The sequence below is a fragment of the Mesorhizobium sp. RCAM 05104 genome, assembly GCF_059683645.1.
The window spans coordinates 5,090,820-5,105,973 of the sequence record NZ_CM185033.1 but is presented as its reverse complement, the minus strand read 5'-3'; the positions used below and the strand labels follow the sequence as shown (position 1 = coordinate 5,105,973).

Annotated in this window: 15 protein-coding genes; 4 read left to right on the top strand and 11 right to left on the bottom strand. The window is 62.7% G+C overall.

Annotated features, from left to right (window positions below):
- Positions 1-14 precede the first annotated feature (14 nt).
- The 6 genes from AC56QP_RS25035 to AC56QP_RS25010 form a co-directional block, all read right to left on the bottom strand.
- A complete protein-coding gene (locus tag AC56QP_RS25035) occupies positions 15-1,211 on the bottom strand; it encodes a serine hydrolase domain-containing protein (RefSeq protein ID WP_489863034.1) in 1,197 nt (398 codons plus the stop codon).
- Between the two features lie 68 nt (positions 1,212-1,279).
- Complete coding sequence (locus tag AC56QP_RS25030) at positions 1,280-2,314, bottom strand: extracellular solute-binding protein (RefSeq protein ID WP_256751561.1); 1,035 nt, start codon at positions 2,312-2,314, stop codon at positions 1,280-1,282.
- A gap of 23 nt (positions 2,315-2,337) precedes the next feature.
- Positions 2,338-3,138: an ABC transporter permease gene (locus AC56QP_RS25025; protein WP_256751560.1), complete on the bottom strand. Its 801-nt coding sequence runs from the start codon at positions 3,136-3,138 to the stop codon at positions 2,338-2,340.
- Positions 3,131-4,051: an ABC transporter permease gene (locus AC56QP_RS25020; protein ID WP_489863035.1), complete on the bottom strand. Its 921-nt coding sequence runs from the start codon at positions 4,049-4,051 to the stop codon at positions 3,131-3,133. Before AC56QP_RS25020 ends, AC56QP_RS25025 begins: the two co-directional genes overlap by 8 nt.
- A gap of 2 nt (positions 4,052-4,053) precedes the next feature.
- Positions 4,054-5,154, bottom strand: coding sequence for an ABC transporter ATP-binding protein (locus AC56QP_RS25015; RefSeq protein ID WP_489863036.1), 1,101 nt, complete (start codon positions 5,152-5,154; stop codon positions 4,054-4,056).
- Positions 5,155-5,274: 120 nt separating this feature from the next.
- The gene (locus tag AC56QP_RS25010) at positions 5,275-6,969 is read right to left on the bottom strand and encodes an amidohydrolase (protein WP_497103679.1); all 1,695 of its coding nucleotides are present in this window, start codon (positions 6,967-6,969) and stop codon (positions 5,275-5,277) included.
- Between the two features lie 259 nt (positions 6,970-7,228).
- On the opposite strand from AC56QP_RS25010, the gene AC56QP_RS25005 reads away from it, so the two are divergent.
- On the top strand, positions 7,229-7,882 hold the full coding sequence (locus tag AC56QP_RS25005) for a TetR/AcrR family transcriptional regulator (protein WP_489863038.1): 654 nt from the start codon (positions 7,229-7,231) through the stop codon (positions 7,880-7,882).
- A gap of 23 nt (positions 7,883-7,905) precedes the next feature.
- Complete coding sequence (locus tag AC56QP_RS25000; RefSeq protein WP_489863039.1) at positions 7,906-8,937, top strand: histone deacetylase family protein; 1,032 nt, start codon at positions 7,906-7,908, stop codon at positions 8,935-8,937.
- A 36-nt stretch (positions 8,938-8,973) separates the two neighbouring features.
- Here the strand turns inward: AC56QP_RS25000 and AC56QP_RS24995 are convergent, their stop codons facing one another.
- Positions 8,974-10,167 (bottom strand): TMEM43 family protein, encoded by a 1,194-nt coding sequence (locus tag AC56QP_RS24995; protein ID WP_489863040.1) that lies wholly within the window; start codon positions 10,165-10,167, stop codon positions 8,974-8,976.
- Positions 10,168-10,651: 484 nt separating this feature from the next.
- On the opposite strand from AC56QP_RS24995, the gene AC56QP_RS24990 reads away from it, so the two are divergent.
- Both AC56QP_RS24990 and AC56QP_RS24985 read left to right on the top strand, forming a co-directional pair.
- On the top strand, positions 10,652-11,362 hold the full coding sequence (locus AC56QP_RS24990; protein ID WP_489863041.1) for a helix-turn-helix transcriptional regulator: 711 nt from the start codon (positions 10,652-10,654) through the stop codon (positions 11,360-11,362).
- Complete coding sequence (locus tag AC56QP_RS24985) at positions 11,359-12,129, top strand: helix-turn-helix transcriptional regulator (RefSeq protein ID WP_489863042.1); 771 nt, start codon at positions 11,359-11,361, stop codon at positions 12,127-12,129. Before AC56QP_RS24990 ends, AC56QP_RS24985 begins: the two co-directional genes overlap by 4 nt.
- A gap of 45 nt (positions 12,130-12,174) precedes the next feature.
- Here AC56QP_RS24985 and AC56QP_RS24980 read toward each other — a convergent pair whose 3' ends face one another.
- The 4 genes from AC56QP_RS24980 to fliN are packed head-to-tail and all read right to left on the bottom strand — an operon-like array spanning position 12,175 to position 15,137.
- On the bottom strand, positions 12,175-12,612 hold the full coding sequence (locus AC56QP_RS24980; RefSeq protein WP_489863043.1) for a BspJ family T4SS effector nucleomodulin: 438 nt from the start codon (positions 12,610-12,612) through the stop codon (positions 12,175-12,177).
- Positions 12,609-13,691, bottom strand: a complete 1,083-nt coding sequence (gene flhB / locus AC56QP_RS24975; RefSeq protein WP_489863044.1) for a flagellar biosynthesis protein FlhB — start codon at positions 13,689-13,691, stop codon at positions 12,609-12,611. Before flhB ends, AC56QP_RS24980 begins: the two co-directional genes overlap by 4 nt.
- Positions 13,692-13,700: 9 nt before the next feature.
- Positions 13,701-14,711 (bottom strand): flagellar motor switch protein FliG, encoded by a 1,011-nt coding sequence (locus tag AC56QP_RS24970; protein ID WP_489863045.1) that lies wholly within the window; start codon positions 14,709-14,711, stop codon positions 13,701-13,703.
- Positions 14,712-14,750: 39 nt separating this feature from the next.
- Complete coding sequence (fliN, locus tag AC56QP_RS24965; protein ID WP_489863046.1) at positions 14,751-15,137, bottom strand: flagellar motor switch protein FliN; 387 nt, start codon at positions 15,135-15,137, stop codon at positions 14,751-14,753.
- Between the last annotated feature and the right edge of the window lie 17 nt (positions 15,138-15,154).

The following is a 15,154-nucleotide window of genomic DNA, read 5'->3' as shown; positions in this document are numbered from 1 at the left end:
GTTTCTTTTGGGATTTAGCTGAGTGCGGCGGCGATGGCGTGCACGGCCTTCAGCGTCGCCATGGAATAGGCGATATTGCTGAAATCCGGATAGGTCGAAAGCTTCACCACGACCATTCCGGTGTTCCAGTCGATATGGATCATCTGTCCGAACACGCCCCGGCACATCAGCGCGCGCGAGCGCGGATCCTCGACCCAGAACTGGTTGCGATAGCTGCCTTCCGGCAGGCTGGGGCTGAAATCTGGTCCGTGCCTGCCATTGCGCGTCGCCTCGATCCAATCGGCCGGCACGATGCCGCCGCCATTGTCGAGGATCAGCTGGCCAAAGCGGCCATAGTCGCGCAGCGTTGCGTTGAAGCCACCATCGGCCACCGCATAGCCGGCGCTGTCGACGGTGAAGCAGGCGCTTTCATCGGTGCCGAGCTTCTGCCAGAGTTCTTCCGAAACCAGCTGCGGCAGACGCTTGCCCGTCACCCGTTCCATGATGAAGGCGAGCACATCGGTCTCGATCGAGCGGTACTCGAACGCGGCCCCATGCGGGCGGACCGTTTCCTTCAAGCCCAGGATCAGCTCGAACACATGCGAGGGCCAGCGGAAGGCCGGATCGCTGCCCGGCGGCACCGGCTTCCACCCGGTGGCGACATCGACCTGACCGATGTCGGAATAGCGGTCGGTATACTCCTCGGAGAACCGCACCCCGCTCGTCATGTCGAGCACGTGCTGGACGCTGGCGCCGGCCCAGCCTGTTTGCGCCAGTTCCGGCAGATAGGTCGTCACCGGCTTGGCCGGATCGATCAGGCCGCGGCCGACCAATATGCCGAACACCGAGCCGGTGACGGACTTCGCCATCGACTGCGACAGGTGCAGCGTGCGCTCGCCCATGCCGTTGAAATAGCGTTCGTAGGCGACCTTGCCGTGCTTGAGCACCAGGAAGCCATCGGTGTAGGTCTCGTCGAGCAGCCCGGCGAGCGTCGTCGGCTTGCCCTCGCTGTCCTCGACCGCCAGCCCGTCAAGATCGACCTCGGCGCGTTCGAGACGATGGCGATGGCCGTTGCCGCGCCAGACTTCGGCGGTTGGCAGGATTTCCCGGATGTGCTGGAACGCCCAGCGGTTCCACGGCGGCCGATCCCAGTCGAGCTTCGGCGGCACCATGACGGGCGGCGAGCCCTGCATGATCGGCGGCCGCGGATCGGAATTGCGGTAGGAGTCCATGAAGCCGAGCCCCGGTGAACATGAAAACGGACCCGGCGGCGTGTACCGCCGGGTCCGTCGAAAGGCCGTTACTTCTGCAGTTCGGTCCAGATCTTGGTGTAGATGTCCTGGATTTCCGGAGCACACATCTGCTGCAACTCGGCATGCGGCTTGTCGGCTGCCGGAATGACGACTTCCGGTGCGTCCTTCATGTCGGCAGGCATGTACTTGTCCGAGCCGACGATGGCGTTGGCGTAGCGGTGGAAAGCCGAGAGACCTGCCGCGTTTTCCGGATCCATGATGAAGTTCTGGAACAGCTTGGCGTTCTCGACATTCTTGGCTTCCTTCAGAACGACCACATTGTCGCTCCACAGGCCAAAGCCTTCTTTCGGATAATTGTAATGGATGGCCGGGTTGGCCAGCCGCTGACGCAGCGCCGAGCCGTTCCAGTCGCTGGTCGCCTTGAAATCGCCGGCGCCCATCTTCTCGATGGTGTTGTACTCCATCGCGATCCAGTTCGGCTTGGCCGCGACAAGCGTGTCGCGCACCTTCTTCAGCACGTCCTTGTCGGTGGTGCACTGCTGGCCGCCGACATACTTGATCGCCGCGAAGATGACGTCGTTCATTTCGGGAACGACATTGACCTTGCCCTTCAACTCATCCGGGGTGTTGAAGATGATGCCCCAGCTGTCAGCCGGTCCCTTGTAGGCGTCGGTGTTGACGACGACGCCGACAGTGCCTAGGGCCCACGGCACCGAATATTTGCGGCCCGGGTCGAAATCGGGATTGGCCCATTCCGGCGCCACGTTCTTGAAGTTCTCCATCTTGCCCGGATCTGTCTCCTGGACGAGGCCTTCCTTGATCCAGATCGGCACGTAGGTCTGTGACGGAACCGCGATGTCGAAACCGGTGCCGCCCTGGCGAACCTTGGCCAGCGCGGTATCGTTGGAATCGTAGTCGGTGATGGTCACCTTGACGTTGTATTTCGCTTCGAACTTCTTGATCACGTCGGGGCTGGTGTAGTTGCCCCAATTGTAGATGTTCAGTTCGCCATCGGCGCGAGCCAGGCTCGTCGATGCGAGCAGCGCCAACCCCATGGCGGTCGCTGTTGTCTTCCAGTTCATGGTGTTAACTCCCATTTTCAGATTCAGTCTCGTTTCCTGCTGATGAAGAAGAACAACGTCACGATAGCGACCGACAAGAGCAGGAACACGGTCGATATCGCGTTTATCTCAGGCGTTATGCCGCGGCGTATCTGGCCGAGCATGTAGGTGGGCAGCGTATCCTGGCCTCCCGACTTGACGAATTCGGTGATGACAACATCGTCGAGTGAAATGACGAAAGCCAGCATCAGGCCGGCCAGAATACCGGGCCACAGCAGTGGCAGCGTGATGCGCCTGAAGGTCCGCCACGGCGTCGCGTAGAGGTCGGCGGCGGCGCGCTCCAGCGTCAGGTCCATGTTTTCAAGACGCGCCCTGATCGGCAGATAGGCGAACGGAATGCAGAAGGCCGTGTGCGCCGCGATCAGGTAGCCGAGGCCGGAGTAGCCGGTGAAGATCTTGATGCGCGAGAAAAAGATCAGCAGCGCCACGCCGGTGACGATCTCAGGCACCATCAGCGGCTGGTTGATCGCCGCGTATTTGAACGTCAGGCCCGGATAGGGCGCCGTGCGTGTCGTGGCGAGCGCGGCCATGGTGGCGAAGATGGTGGAGAATATCGCCGCGATGGCGCCGATCTGGAAGGAGCGCAGGGTCGCATCGATGACCTGCGTGTTCTGCCACGCCGACTGGAACCATTTGAGCGAGAAGCCACCCCATTCCGATGTCGATGTCGCCGCGTTGAAAGCGTAGACGACCAGCACGATGATCGGCAGATAGAGCACGATAAAGCAGGTCGCGGCGATCGCGGTGAATCCCGGCTGATGCTTGATGGAAAAGCGATTAGCCATGACGCACCCCCGACTTGCCGGCGTTGCGCACATAGGCAAGCAGCGCCACCATGACGATGATCATGACCGCGATCGACAGCGCCGAGCCAAGCGGCCAGTTGCGGCCTTGCCCGAACTGCAATTCGATCAGGTTGGAAAGCATCATGTTCTTGCCGCCGCCAAGCACGCTTGGCGTCACATAGGCGCCAAGTGCTGGAATGAAGACCAGGATGGAGCCGGCGATGACGCCGGGTTTGACCAGCGGGAAAATGATCTTCCGAAGCACCTTGAAGCGCGTCGCATAGAGATCATAACCCGCCTCGACCAGGCGGAAATCGAGCTTTTCCATGCTGGCATAGATCGGCAGCACCATCAGCGGCAGATAGACATAGGCCATGCCGATCAGGATCGCCGTGTCGGTGTAGAGAATCTGGATCGGCGCCGAGATGATGCCGAGCTTGAGCAGTACCGTGTTGATGATGCCTTCGTTGCGGATGATCTGCAGCACCGCGAAGGTGCGGATCAGAAGGTTGGTCCAGAACGGTATCGTGATCAGGAACAGCCAGAGATCGCGTGTCTTTTCACTGCGCGTCGCCATGAAGTAGGCGGTCGGGAAGCCAAGCGCCAAGGTGGCGATGGTTGTCACCACCGACAGCTTGATCGAGCGCAGGAAGATGGTGACGTGGGCTGCGGCGACGGAAAGCGTATCGTCAAAGATATCGCGCTCCAGGAACACCGCTATCCAGGCTTCCGGCGAGAACTGCCACTTCACGTCGCCATAGGATCCTGGTGTCAGGAACGAATAGACGAGCACGATCAGCAACGGGCCGGTCGCGGCGAAAAAAATGATCAGCAGCGCCGGCGCTGACAAAAGCCAGCGATCACGGATATCGCGCCGCTCCGCTGCCTTGGCGATTTCCTCTGCGGTCGCCATCGTCAGTCCTTCAGGACCTGGGCGGCATCGCCGCCAATCAGGATGCCGACCTTGCCGCCCTGCACGATCCCATCGCCGGCGCCACGGCTGTTCTGGCGCCGCACGATGAAGTGCTCGCCATCGGCAAGACGCAGATGGAAATGCGTATCCGTGCCGAGATAGACGATGTTCTCGAGCGTGCCCAACAGGGAAGCACTGGGGCTGGCGGCACTCAATTGCGCATGTTCGGGGCGCACGACGATCGTGACCTTGCCCTTGGGAACGAGGCCCTCCGGTAACGAGGCCGGGATTTCCGCGCCCGATGACAGCTTCACTGTCGCCCGGCTCCCGGACACACCAACCACATCGGCCTTGAGGAAATTCGACTCGCCGATGAAATCGGCGACGAAACGTTCGGATGGCCGGTCATAGATGTCGCGCGGCGAGCCGACCTGCAGGATCTTGCCCGACGACATCACCGCGATGCGGTCCGACATCGTCAGCGCTTCTTCCTGGTCATGGGTGACGAAGATGAAGGTGATGCCGGTCTCGTGCTGCAGCCGCTTCAGTTCGATCTGCATCTCCTTGCGCAGCTTGTAGTCGAGCGCCGACAGCGGTTCGTCGAGCAGCAGCACCTTGGGCTGCGGCGCCAGCGCCCGGGCCAGCGCCACGCGCTGCTGCTGGCCACCGGAAATTTGGCTGGTGCGACGGGCCGCCAGCGCCTCCATCTGGACCAGCTTCAGCATCTCGGCGACGCGCGCCTTGATCTCGGCCTTCGGCTTGCCCAGCATTTCCAGGCCAAAGCCGATATTGTCGGCGACCGTCATATGCGGAAACAGCGCGTAGGACTGGAAGACGGTGTTGACCGGCCGCTTGAAGGGCGGCAGCGGCGCGATGTCCTGGCCGTAGAGCAGGATTTCACCGGCGGTTGGAAAGTCGAAACCAGCGATCAGCCGCAGCAACGTCGTCTTTCCGCAGCCGGAGGGGCCCAGCAGCGTGAAGAACTCGTTCTCGCGGATGGATACCGAGACCGTGTCGAGGGCGGCAACTTGCCCCTCACCTGATCCGAAAATTTTGCTGACGTTTACTACTTCAATCGCATTCCGATCCGGTTTGTCCGGCACGATTACGCCTCACTGTTGACCCCACTCTTGCTGGCGGAGCTCTTCCCCTGTTGGATGTGAACACAAGGCCGGTATATTGGCAAGCCCGGCATTGAATCACAGTTCAGTCAGTCATTTCGGCTAGCAAGCCGCATGCCAGGCCTGATAGGTAACCTTGCCGCCACAGATCGTTGTTACCGGCCGCACCTTGTGCAACGCCTCCGGCGCGGTCGCTTCCAGATCGGCCGAAAGCACCACCAGATCGGCCATATAGCCCGGCTGCAGGGAGCCCTTGCGGTGCTCCGCGAATTCGGCATAGGCGCCTTCGACCGTATAACCGGCGAGCGCTTCATGCAGCGAGAAGCTTTGGTCCGGGTCGCCGTCTGCCCACGGTTTGCGCATCACTGCCGCCTGAATGCCAAGGATCGGATCGATCGGCGACACCGGCCAGTCCGACGCGAAGACGACATGCGCGCCGGCATCCTTCAAGGTCCGCCAGGCATAGCTCAGCGGCCAACGCGCCGGCCCGATGCGCGATACTGTCGGCTCCAGTGGAAAATCCATGGCGCCAGGCGGATGCGGCGGTTGCATTGACGCGATGACGCCGAGTTCGGCGAAGCGCGGCACGTCGGTGGTCGTGATGACCTCGATGTGCTCGACCCGGTGGCGGCTGTCGCGTTTGCCGTTCGCCTTCCGCGCAGCTTCATAACCGTCGAGCACCGCGCGCACGGCGCCATCGCCGATCGAATGCACGGCGATCTGCAGCCCGCGTCTGTCGGCAGCGACAGCCAGATCGATGAATTGTTGTGGTGTAAAGAGCGGCTCACCCACCCAGTCCGGACGGTCCGCGTAGGGCTCGACCATGACAGCGGTCCAGGAATCGAGCACCCCGTCGTAGAACACCTTGACCATGCCCGACGACAGCCATTCGCTGTCGTAGCGCCCGGCCATGTCGGACGCCTTGTCGAGCATGTCGAGTGTCATGAAATTCTTGTAGTGGAAGGGTATCTGCACCCTGCACGGCAACCCTTCCTCGGCCTCGATCTCGGCCAGCAGTTCGAGCTGGTAGAGGTTGCCGTCCATGTTCTGGATCGAGGTGATGCCGTGGCGAGCGCACCAGGCGAGCCCGCGCCGCATGATGTCACGGTCGGCGGCCCGCTCGGCCACTGTCGGCATCGGGTCCGGCTCGCCGCCGGTCGCCAGGCCCAGTCGCACCCGGCTTTCGCCGGCAAGGTCGAGCACCGCGCCGAAGGCTTCGCCCTCGCGCAATTCGCCCGCGGCGAGGCCATCATCGCCCATGACGATTTCGTTGCCCGGACCAAGCGTGCGCCCATGCAGGATGCCGGCCATTTCCAGCGCCTTGGTGTTGGCCCACATGGTGTGATGATCGGGCGCGGCCATGACGAAAGGCCGGTCCGGCAGGATCGCGTCGAGATGGTGGCGCGTCACCCGCTCGCTGCCGAGCACGGTGTAGTCGACGCCCTGCCCGACCAGCATTTTCGCATCCGGCCGTGTCGATGCATAGTCGCGGATCGCCTTTTGCAGCGCCTCGAACCCGTGGACGCCCGACAGCTGCAGATGGGCAAGCTCGGCCGCGCCCGAAAAAAGATGCATGTGGGCTTCAATGAAGCCCGGGATCACCGAACCGCCCTCGGCGTCGATGACCTTGGTGCCCGGCCCCTTGAGCTCTTCGATTGCGGCGCGGCTGCCGATGGCGAGGATGGCGCCGTCCTTTATGGCAACTGCCTCGGCGGCGGGATTGTCATCGTCCATGGTCAGCACACGACCATTGATGACGATCAGATCCGCACTACGACCCGCACCCGTGACAGACATCGCGACTCCGCGCTTTTGATGACCGATTGAGACCGACAATCCTGCGCTCAACGACCTGCCGCTCCCACCGGAGCGGCGCCACGGAACAAAAACGATGCCAGTCCGCTGCCTTCGAAATTCCCCTTGTTATCCCTGAGGACAGCGTGGATAAAGAATGCGATTGATTATTCGCGTTTGTCAACATGCGGAATTTAGAATGTATTGTGGGCAGCATCCTCCGCCTGTGTTCGGACCGGGCGGGGAACGAGGACATCAAGCAGTGAAGCGCAGTCTCGATCGCAAAACCAGGATAGCGCTCGAGCCGCGCAAGCAGCCGCGGCAACAGCGCTCGAGCAAGGTGGTCGACCGGATTCTCGACGCGGCGCTGATCTTGACGCGGGAGCAAGGAACCAGGACGCCGACGACGCTTGCCATCGCGCAGCGCGCGGGCCTGTCGGTTGGTTCGATCTATCAATACTTTCCCAACAAGGAAGCCATTCTTCTGGACCTCGCCCGGCGCTGGCTGTCATCCTTTCCCGAGGTGATCGCGAAGCGCATCAAGGTCGCCCCGCCCACCAACCGCGAAGAGTTCCGGCGGGAAGTGCGCAAGCTCTTCATCGACACGTCCAGGCTCTATCTCGAGAACGCCACCCTTATGCCGGTGATCGAGGCTATTTCAGGCAACGCCGACCTCAGGCCGATCCAGAACGAATATGACGAGCAGATCATCGCGCTTTACGCCGCCTGGCTGCGACACGTGAACCCTGCGCTGGAAGACAAGATCGCCAAACGGCTCGGCCTGGTCATGATGGAGGTCGGGCACGCCTGCCGGCTTGTCGGCATGAAAAGAGATCGCAAGACGTTCGACCTCATCGAGGACGATGTCGAATCCATGTGGCTCGCTTTGGTGACGCCCTATCTCAACCTTGACTGACTTCGCACATCGAGAGGAACCTTATGAAGACTGTCTATTCGCCGCTTCATGCCGGCCATACCGGCCAGATGGAATTGGTCACATCAGCCATCGTGCCGGGTTTTGAGAAGCCTTCGCGGGCCGAATTCATCAAGGCGCGGGTCGAAAGCGAGAAGCTTGGTCCGATCATCCTGCCGCTCGAGCATGATCTTGCCGCCGCCAGGCGTGTCCACAAGGTCGACTACATCGACTTCCTGCCGACGGTCTGGCCGCAATGGACGGAAGCCGGATTCAAGGGCTCGGCGATGCCTTTCACCTGGCCGACGCGCGGCCTGCGCGGCGACGTGCCGCCAAAGCGCATCGACGCCCTGCTCGGCTACTATTCCTTCGATGGCGGCGCCACCTTCGTCGAAGGCACCTGGACCGCGATCAAGTCGTCCTATGACGTGGCGCTCACCGCCGCTGGCCTGGTCAAGGATGGTGAGGCCTCTGCCTTCGCGCTCTGCCGCCCGCCTGGCCACCATGCCGGCGCCGGCTTCATGGGCGGCTATTGCTACATCAACAACGCCGCCGTCGCCGCGCAATGGTTCCGCGACCAGGGCGCGGCCCGTGTCTCCATCCTCGATGTCGACTACCACCACGGCAACGGCACGCAGGAAATCTTCTATAACCGCGCCGACGTGCAGGTCATCAACCTGCATGGCGACCCGATGACGGAATACCCCTTCTTCCTCGGCCACGCCGATGAACGCGGCGCCGGCGGGGGCGAAGGCTTCAACATCAACTACCCGATGCCGTTCGGCACCGATTGGGGCGCCTGGAACGCCTCTCTTGAGGACGCCTGCGTCAAGCTTGCCGCCTATGCGCCGGACATCGTCGTCGTTTCGCTGGGTGTCGACACCTTCGAGAAGGATCCGATCAGCCAGTTCAAGCTGAAGACATCGGACTATCCCAAGATCGGCCGCCGCATCGCCAAACTTGGCCTGCCGACATTGTTCGTCATGGAAGGCGGCTATGCCGTCGAGGAGATCGGCATCAACGCCGTCGGCGTGCTGACCGGTTTCGAGGACAAGTAGGAAGCAACGGGGGCGCAAGCGCCCCCTCGTTTCCAACTAGGCGGCAGCACCAGTGCTCGGCGTGGCCATCGGTGCGGATGCCTTGCGTGAGCGGCCGAGATAATAGACCGCCGCCGCCGCGATCACGCCGGCCGCCAGGATGCCCGCCGCCAGGACCGGCCGGTACCAGAACCAGGCAATCGCAATCGTAGTCGTGCCAACCAGGATCGACAGGAAGAAGGCGATAATGCCGGTTCCCATCCGCGCCATGCTGCCGAGGAGCGGGATGACGTCGAGGATCACGCCGATCGGGCCGAGGAACAGGGCAAAGCCGATGGTCAGCAGCAGCAGGCCGGCGGCGCGCAGCAGCCATGTGATCAGCGTGTTTGCACTGACCGCCTCGGCGAACATCTTGTCGGCCGGCACGGCGCCGGTGTCGACCATCAGCAACGCATCGCCCGCCTCTGTCTGGTAAGGCTCGAACCGGCTACCGGCCTGGCGCGCGACGATGCTGACCACGCCGAGCGGCGCCAGTTCATAGCCGATGCGATAGTCGCCCAGCGCCGGCCTTGTCGTGTCGGCCCCGAGATAGATCTTGCCGTCAACGACGCTGAGCGGCTTGGTGCCGGTATAGGCGGCCTTTATCGCGGACGATTTGTCAGGCGACAACGAATACTCCTTGTCGCCTCCGATGCGATCGAGCACCGGCGTGTCGAGATCGAAGGCGACGAGCTTGCCCTGTGGAATCTGGAAGGTTCGGCCGTGGATCGCCATCGGCGGATTCTCGTGGCCGTCCAGCTTCTTGAAGTCCGACGAATTGATCTGGCTGTCCTCCCACACCTTCGAATAGCTGTAGGTCGTCACCGTCTCTTCGCCGCCGCCCAGCTTCGTGGTGGTCTCCGATTTGGATTCCTCCTTCCACTGATACATCTCGACACTGCGTGACAGGCGCAGGCCTTGCGCCGCGATGCCGAAATCCGGATCGGACAGGCCGCTGTCGGCCGTCACCGGCCCGCTGACATGCACCAGCTTGCCGTCATTGGCGGCATCGACGCTGTCGGCCCCTACCGAGACCACGGTACCCGCGCCCTCGGCCAGCGAGCGCGCCGTCTGCACAGCGCGGCCCTCGTTCCAGAACAGCCCGATCACCATCAGCACAATCAAAAGCAGGCCGAAGATGACCCCGCCGACCGCGCGCTTGATCCGCCCGAACCACGAGACGGATGTAACTTCCCGAAATGAATCGCTCATCGTTTCCCCGAAACCAAGATTTCCGCCGCGCCGGTCTTGTCGCCCGCGGGCGCGGTTGCAAGAGGCGCCCACCTCTTCAGTCGCTCCGGAACCTACCGGAATCGATCGGCCGCCGATATGGCTGGCTTGCAACCAGAGCCGGCTTTTCGTGCCCGGTCTCGAAAGGCGCGAAAATGGGCCTCTGAGTCGCATGCGAGTCGACGCGATTCGATTTTGTCAAATCGCATTTGATGTCGGATTCATCTGCGGATAGATTAGAAGCGAATCAGCCGGTCCTCGGGGGGCGGCGACCACCCAAAGTCTCACGTTCCGGAGTTTTCCGGCGCCAGACGCGGACGTCTTCGCGTTCCCTGAATGGATTCGGATCTGGTTGGCGCAACTCTGCGCCACGTGTGTGTCTTCGTCAAAGTAATGCGTATTCGGGTTCGGCGGCTGGCTTCCAGCATCCGGACAGCAGAAACGATTCCGGCCAAAAGCAACAAGAATGAGCAGTCCCGCCGCGCAACTTCAATCCGACACATTGGGCTCGCGCCTGGCGTCGCGCGGTGATCTGACCAGCTTTTTCATGCAACTGACCGCCGAGATCGGCGCCGACAGCTACATGCTGGTCGCCATCGTTCACGACCAGGACCGCAACGACGCGCGCATCGTCTCGTCCAACTGGATTTTCGACGCCATCGAACTGATCGGCAAACGGCTGATCGCCGGCCTTGCGCAAGGGGCGCTCACCGTCGCGCCCGGCATCCGTCCGAAGCCGCTGGTGGCGGCCCAGGCACCAGACGCCGGCGGCCTGGTCACCGGCGAGGAGGCCCGCCTCCTTGACGTGCTTGGCCATGCCGAAATCTATTCGCTGCGCCTCCATGTCGGCCGTCAGCGCCTGTTCGCCCTGTTCTCGGCGGCGACCGCCGGCAGCATCGACCCGCCGGCGCTGATGAAGGCCCAGCTGAAGTGCTGCTACGCGCTCTCGAACATCCCGCAACTGATCGCCGCCGCCGCCATGCAGGATCCGCTGTCGGATCGCGAGCGCGAATGCCTGTTCTGGGTCTCCGAAGGCAAGACCACCGACGAGGTCGCCGTCATCCTTGGCGTCTCTTCCAACACCGTCAACAGTTACATCACCCACGCGATCCAGAAATTCGCGGCCAGCAACCGCGCGATGGCCATCGCCACGGCGATCAGGAGCGGCATCATTTGAAAAACGCCGACATCAAGGAGGCTGCCGAAGCCCTTTTCAACGAGCAGCGCAATCCGTTCGGCGCCTTTTCGCTCGGTTCCGAAACCCATCACGCCGTCACCATCCCCGATGCCGTGCGCCGCTGCCGCTGGATCGCCGTCGACATCAACGCGGCGGCCTTCGGCCTGTTCTTCGTCAGCCCGTCGCCGGAGCGGGCACGGCTCGTCCCTTGCTTCGATTCCGACTATCCCGGCGTTGGGGTAGCGACGAAATTCATTTCAGGCGCCAATGGCGAGGAGATCGTGCGCCACACCCGCATCTCGACGGAGCCGCGCTGGTGGACCGACGACGGCTTGGCCGCCGCGGCGGAGACGTTCCGCAATCTTGCCTGGACCGAGCAGATGGCGCCGCTGGCGCCAGGCACCAGCGGCATCGCATTCCCCGTCCACGCTGACCGCGGGCAATGCGGCCTCGTCGTTTTCCTCGGTTCGGAGATTATCTTGCCGCAGGACGCGCTCTACGAAATCCATGCCCGCTGCTTTTCATTGTTCGCCGCTGTCGCCCGCATCCGTCCAAGCGACGCAGGTCGGACGCGCTCGATCTCCAAGCGCGAGCTCGAATGCCTGAAGCTGACCGCCAATGGCAACACCAGCGAGGAGATCGCGCGCCTCCTGAAGCTGTCGGTGCACACCGCCAACCAGTACCTGACCCAGTCGACCCAGAAGCTCAACGCCGTCAACCGCAACCAGGCCGTGGCCAAGGCGCTGCGGCTGGGCTTGATCGAATAGAGCGGTTCGAGGACTGGCCGGCGGTCGCCGGGAATCGATCGCCTCTCAGCGAAAGGCCAGGGGCTCGACCTTGCGAATACGCGCCTGTTCGATCACCGCCTCCAGCAGGGCCGTGTTGTGCTCGGGGTTCTCGCCCGGCTTCTCGAACGAAACATAATTGACCGTCACCGAGGTGCCGCGCTCGCTCAGCGTCAGCTGGAAATAGACCGTGACGCCGGGCGGCCGCAGCTCCAGATCGAGCACGATGCGCGGACTGCCGCTCCAGTCGACATGCGCCTCGCCGCCATGGCCGAGCCTCAGCGTGCCCGGCATGAAAAACAGCTCCGCCGCTGAATCGACCAGATCCGACAGGCAAGCGAAATGCTCAAGCCGGATGAAGGCGATATAGTCGGCGACATCGATCAGCCTGAGTTCCCCGACCACCTGTTCGATGGCGTCGGCGACGATGATCTCGCGGGAATTTGCGTGCGGTTGGCGGTTCATGAAGTCTGTCTGCGCTCAGCCTTTTTCGAGTAGACGATCCGCACCAGTTCGGCGACGGCCTGATAGAATTGCGACGGGATCACATTATCGACCGAAACTTGCTTGTACATGGAGCGGGCGAGCGCCACGTCCTCGAAGATCGGGATGTTGTTTTCCCGCGCGATCTCGCGAATCTTGAGCGCCATCAGATCCTGTCCCTTGGCCAGCACCAGCGGTGCCGCGTCCTCGTCGCGCACATATTTCAGCGCGATCGAGAAGTGCGTCGGGTTGGCGATGATCAGCGTCGCGCGCGGCACCGCCGTCATCATCCGCTTGCGCGCGCGGTCGCGCGCCAGTGAACGCAGCCGCGACTTGACGATCGGGTCGCCCTCGGACTGCTTGAACTCGTCCTTGACCTCCTGCTTGCTCATGCGCAGGTCCTGCTTCCAGTGGAAGCGCGACCAGACGATATCGACCGCCGCGATCAGCCCCATGACGAAGACGATCGCCACCAGGATGTCGACGGCGATGCCGCGGATGACAAGGCCGAAGGCGACGGGATTGGTGATCATTCCGGCGAGCAGCTTGCGATGGTCTTCCGACAGCGTGAAGGCGAGCACGGCAATGGCGAAGCCGACCTTGCCAAGCGACTTCAGGAACTCGACCCAGCCCTGAATGCCGAACAGCCTGCTCCAGCCCTTGGCGATCGAGATGCGCGAGAGTTGCGGCCGCACCCGATCGCCGACGAATTGCGGCATGTTCTGGAACACCGAAGCGCCGACACCCGCAACGGTCAGCAGCACCAGCAGGCTGACGAGTGCGCGGCCCACTTCGAGGAGGACGATCTTGTAGAGCGCGATGACGTCGGTCTCGGTGTCCATCGGCCAGGCTTCCGGCTTCTCCAGGAACATCGACAGGAACATGCCGAGATCGACAATGGCGTCCTTGGCATAGAAGACGGTGAACACCAGGATCGCGACAAAGGATGCCAGGAGCGCCGTTTCCCGCGAATGGGGCAGCTTGCCCTGTTCGATGGTGTCGCGGATCTTCTTTTCCGTCGCCTCTTCGGTTTTCGAATCCTTGTCGACCGCGTCAGCCATACCGCAATCTTAGGCGGCGTTCTGGGTCGCGGGCAGCTCGAACGCGCCTTCGCGCGACAGCCGGATCGTCGTCGTCACGATCGTCTTGCGGGCGGCCATGATGTCGGCAAGAGGAATCCCCTCCGAACCCTGTCCCAGTTCGGACTCGATCATGCGCCGCGACCGCGCGCCGATCGCCGACAGCACCGCCTCGGCGAGTGCGGCCGGAGCACCGCGCAAGGCCAGCGTGACCAGTTCGGTCGACAGCCCGTCGAACAACAGCACCCGCGCTTTCTGTGTCAGCAGCGGCAGGTCGTCGAAGGCGAACAGGCGCGCCCTGACGCCGTCGAGATCGGGCGTGCCGGCGGCCTCGAGATCCTGCATGACCTCCTCGAGCAGCGGCTTGTCCAGTTCGTTGAGCACGCTGGCGACGCGGGCCTGTCCGGTCGATGTGTCCTTGGTCGAGGTCTCCGTCAGCACACTGGAGCGCAAGCGGTCCTCGACAATCCTGCTGGCGGCGTCCGGAACATTCGCCATCGTCACCATGCGCTTGATGATTTCGCCGCGCATCGGCTTCGTCATGGTCAACAGGACGCTCGCCGCCGCCTGCGGCGCCAGCTTCGACAGCACCATGGCCGCGGTCTGCGGATGTTCGCCAGCCAGGAAGGTGCCGAGCCGTGCCGGCTCGAGCTTCTCGAGTTCGGGCCAGATCGGCGGCGGGCTTTCTGGCGCGACCTCGAACCTCTTGTCGCCCATGATGGCGCTCATCTCCTCGGGCGAGAGCGATTCATTGAGGATGGTGTCCATCCTGTCGGCCGAATCGAGCAATCCCGCCCCTTCGGTGAACTCGGCCTCGAACTCGGCGACGATGCGCTCGAGATCGCTTTGCGGGATCGTCCGCAGCAGGCGAGCGCCCTCGATCAGCGCCTTCAATTCTTCCTGCTTGAAGAATTTCAACAGACGGCTGGCCGACGGTTTGCCCATCGCCACCAGTATGGCGGCCGCCTTCTGCGCGCGCGTCAGCGTCGCTGCCGTCGTCATGCCTCTCGCCTCCGCCACCGGCAAGCCTCGCAACCCATGCTAGGCACCCTTCGAGCCGGCGATGATTTCGGTCAGCCTGATGCCGAAGCGCGACGGATCGCTTTCCAGCACGGTGATCTCGCCGCGGGCGATCTTGCGACCGTTGACCACGACGTCGACAGGTTCGCCGATACGGCGATTGAGCGCCACCGTCGACCCCTTCTGCAGTGCCATCAGGTCGGACACCGGCATCTCGGTGCTGCCGAGGATGATCTGGACATCGACGGGGATGTTCATGATGACGTTCGAATTGGCGCCGGAGGCGGCCCTGAACGCCGCATCGGGGCGTTTCTCCTCTTCATGCAGGACACCGCGCAACTCTTCGATGGCACGGTCGAGCTGCTCGTCCGGCTGGTCGAGGTCGGCTTCCACCTTGGTCATGGCCATGCTTCGTCTCCAAATGC

Excerpts from the sequence above, each read along its gene's own strand:
- AC56QP_RS25035 (WP_489863034.1), bottom strand. The coding sequence starts at position 1,211 with ATGGACTCCTACCGCAATTCCGATCCGCGGCCGCCGATCATGCAGGGC.
- AC56QP_RS25030 (WP_256751561.1), bottom strand. The coding sequence starts at position 2,314 with ATGAACTGGAAGACAACAGCGACCGCCATGGGGTTGGCGCTGCTCGCA.
- AC56QP_RS25025 (WP_256751560.1), bottom strand. The coding sequence starts at position 3,138 with ATGGCTAATCGCTTTTCCATCAAGCATCAGCCGGGATTCACCGCGATC.
- AC56QP_RS25020 (WP_489863035.1), bottom strand. The coding sequence starts at position 4,051 with ATGGCGACCGCAGAGGAAATCGCCAAGGCAGCGGAGCGGCGCGATATC.
- AC56QP_RS25010 (WP_497103679.1), bottom strand. The coding sequence starts at position 6,969 with ATGTCTGTCACGGGTGCGGGTCGTAGTGCGGATCTGATCGTCATCAAT.
- AC56QP_RS25000 (WP_489863039.1), top strand. The coding sequence starts at position 7,906 with ATGAAGACTGTCTATTCGCCGCTTCATGCCGGCCATACCGGCCAGATG.
- AC56QP_RS24995 (WP_489863040.1), bottom strand. The coding sequence starts at position 10,167 with ATGAGCGATTCATTTCGGGAAGTTACATCCGTCTCGTGGTTCGGGCGG.
- AC56QP_RS24990 (WP_489863041.1), top strand. The coding sequence starts at position 10,652 with ATGAGCAGTCCCGCCGCGCAACTTCAATCCGACACATTGGGCTCGCGC.
- AC56QP_RS24980 (WP_489863043.1), bottom strand. The coding sequence starts at position 12,612 with ATGAACCGCCAACCGCACGCAAATTCCCGCGAGATCATCGTCGCCGAC.
- flhB (WP_489863044.1), bottom strand. The coding sequence starts at position 13,691 with ATGGCTGACGCGGTCGACAAGGATTCGAAAACCGAAGAGGCGACGGAA.
- AC56QP_RS24970 (WP_489863045.1), bottom strand. The coding sequence starts at position 14,711 with ATGACGACGGCAGCGACGCTGACGCGCGCGCAGAAGGCGGCCGCCATA.
- fliN (WP_489863046.1), bottom strand. The coding sequence starts at position 15,137 with ATGGCCATGACCAAGGTGGAAGCCGACCTCGACCAGCCGGACGAGCAG.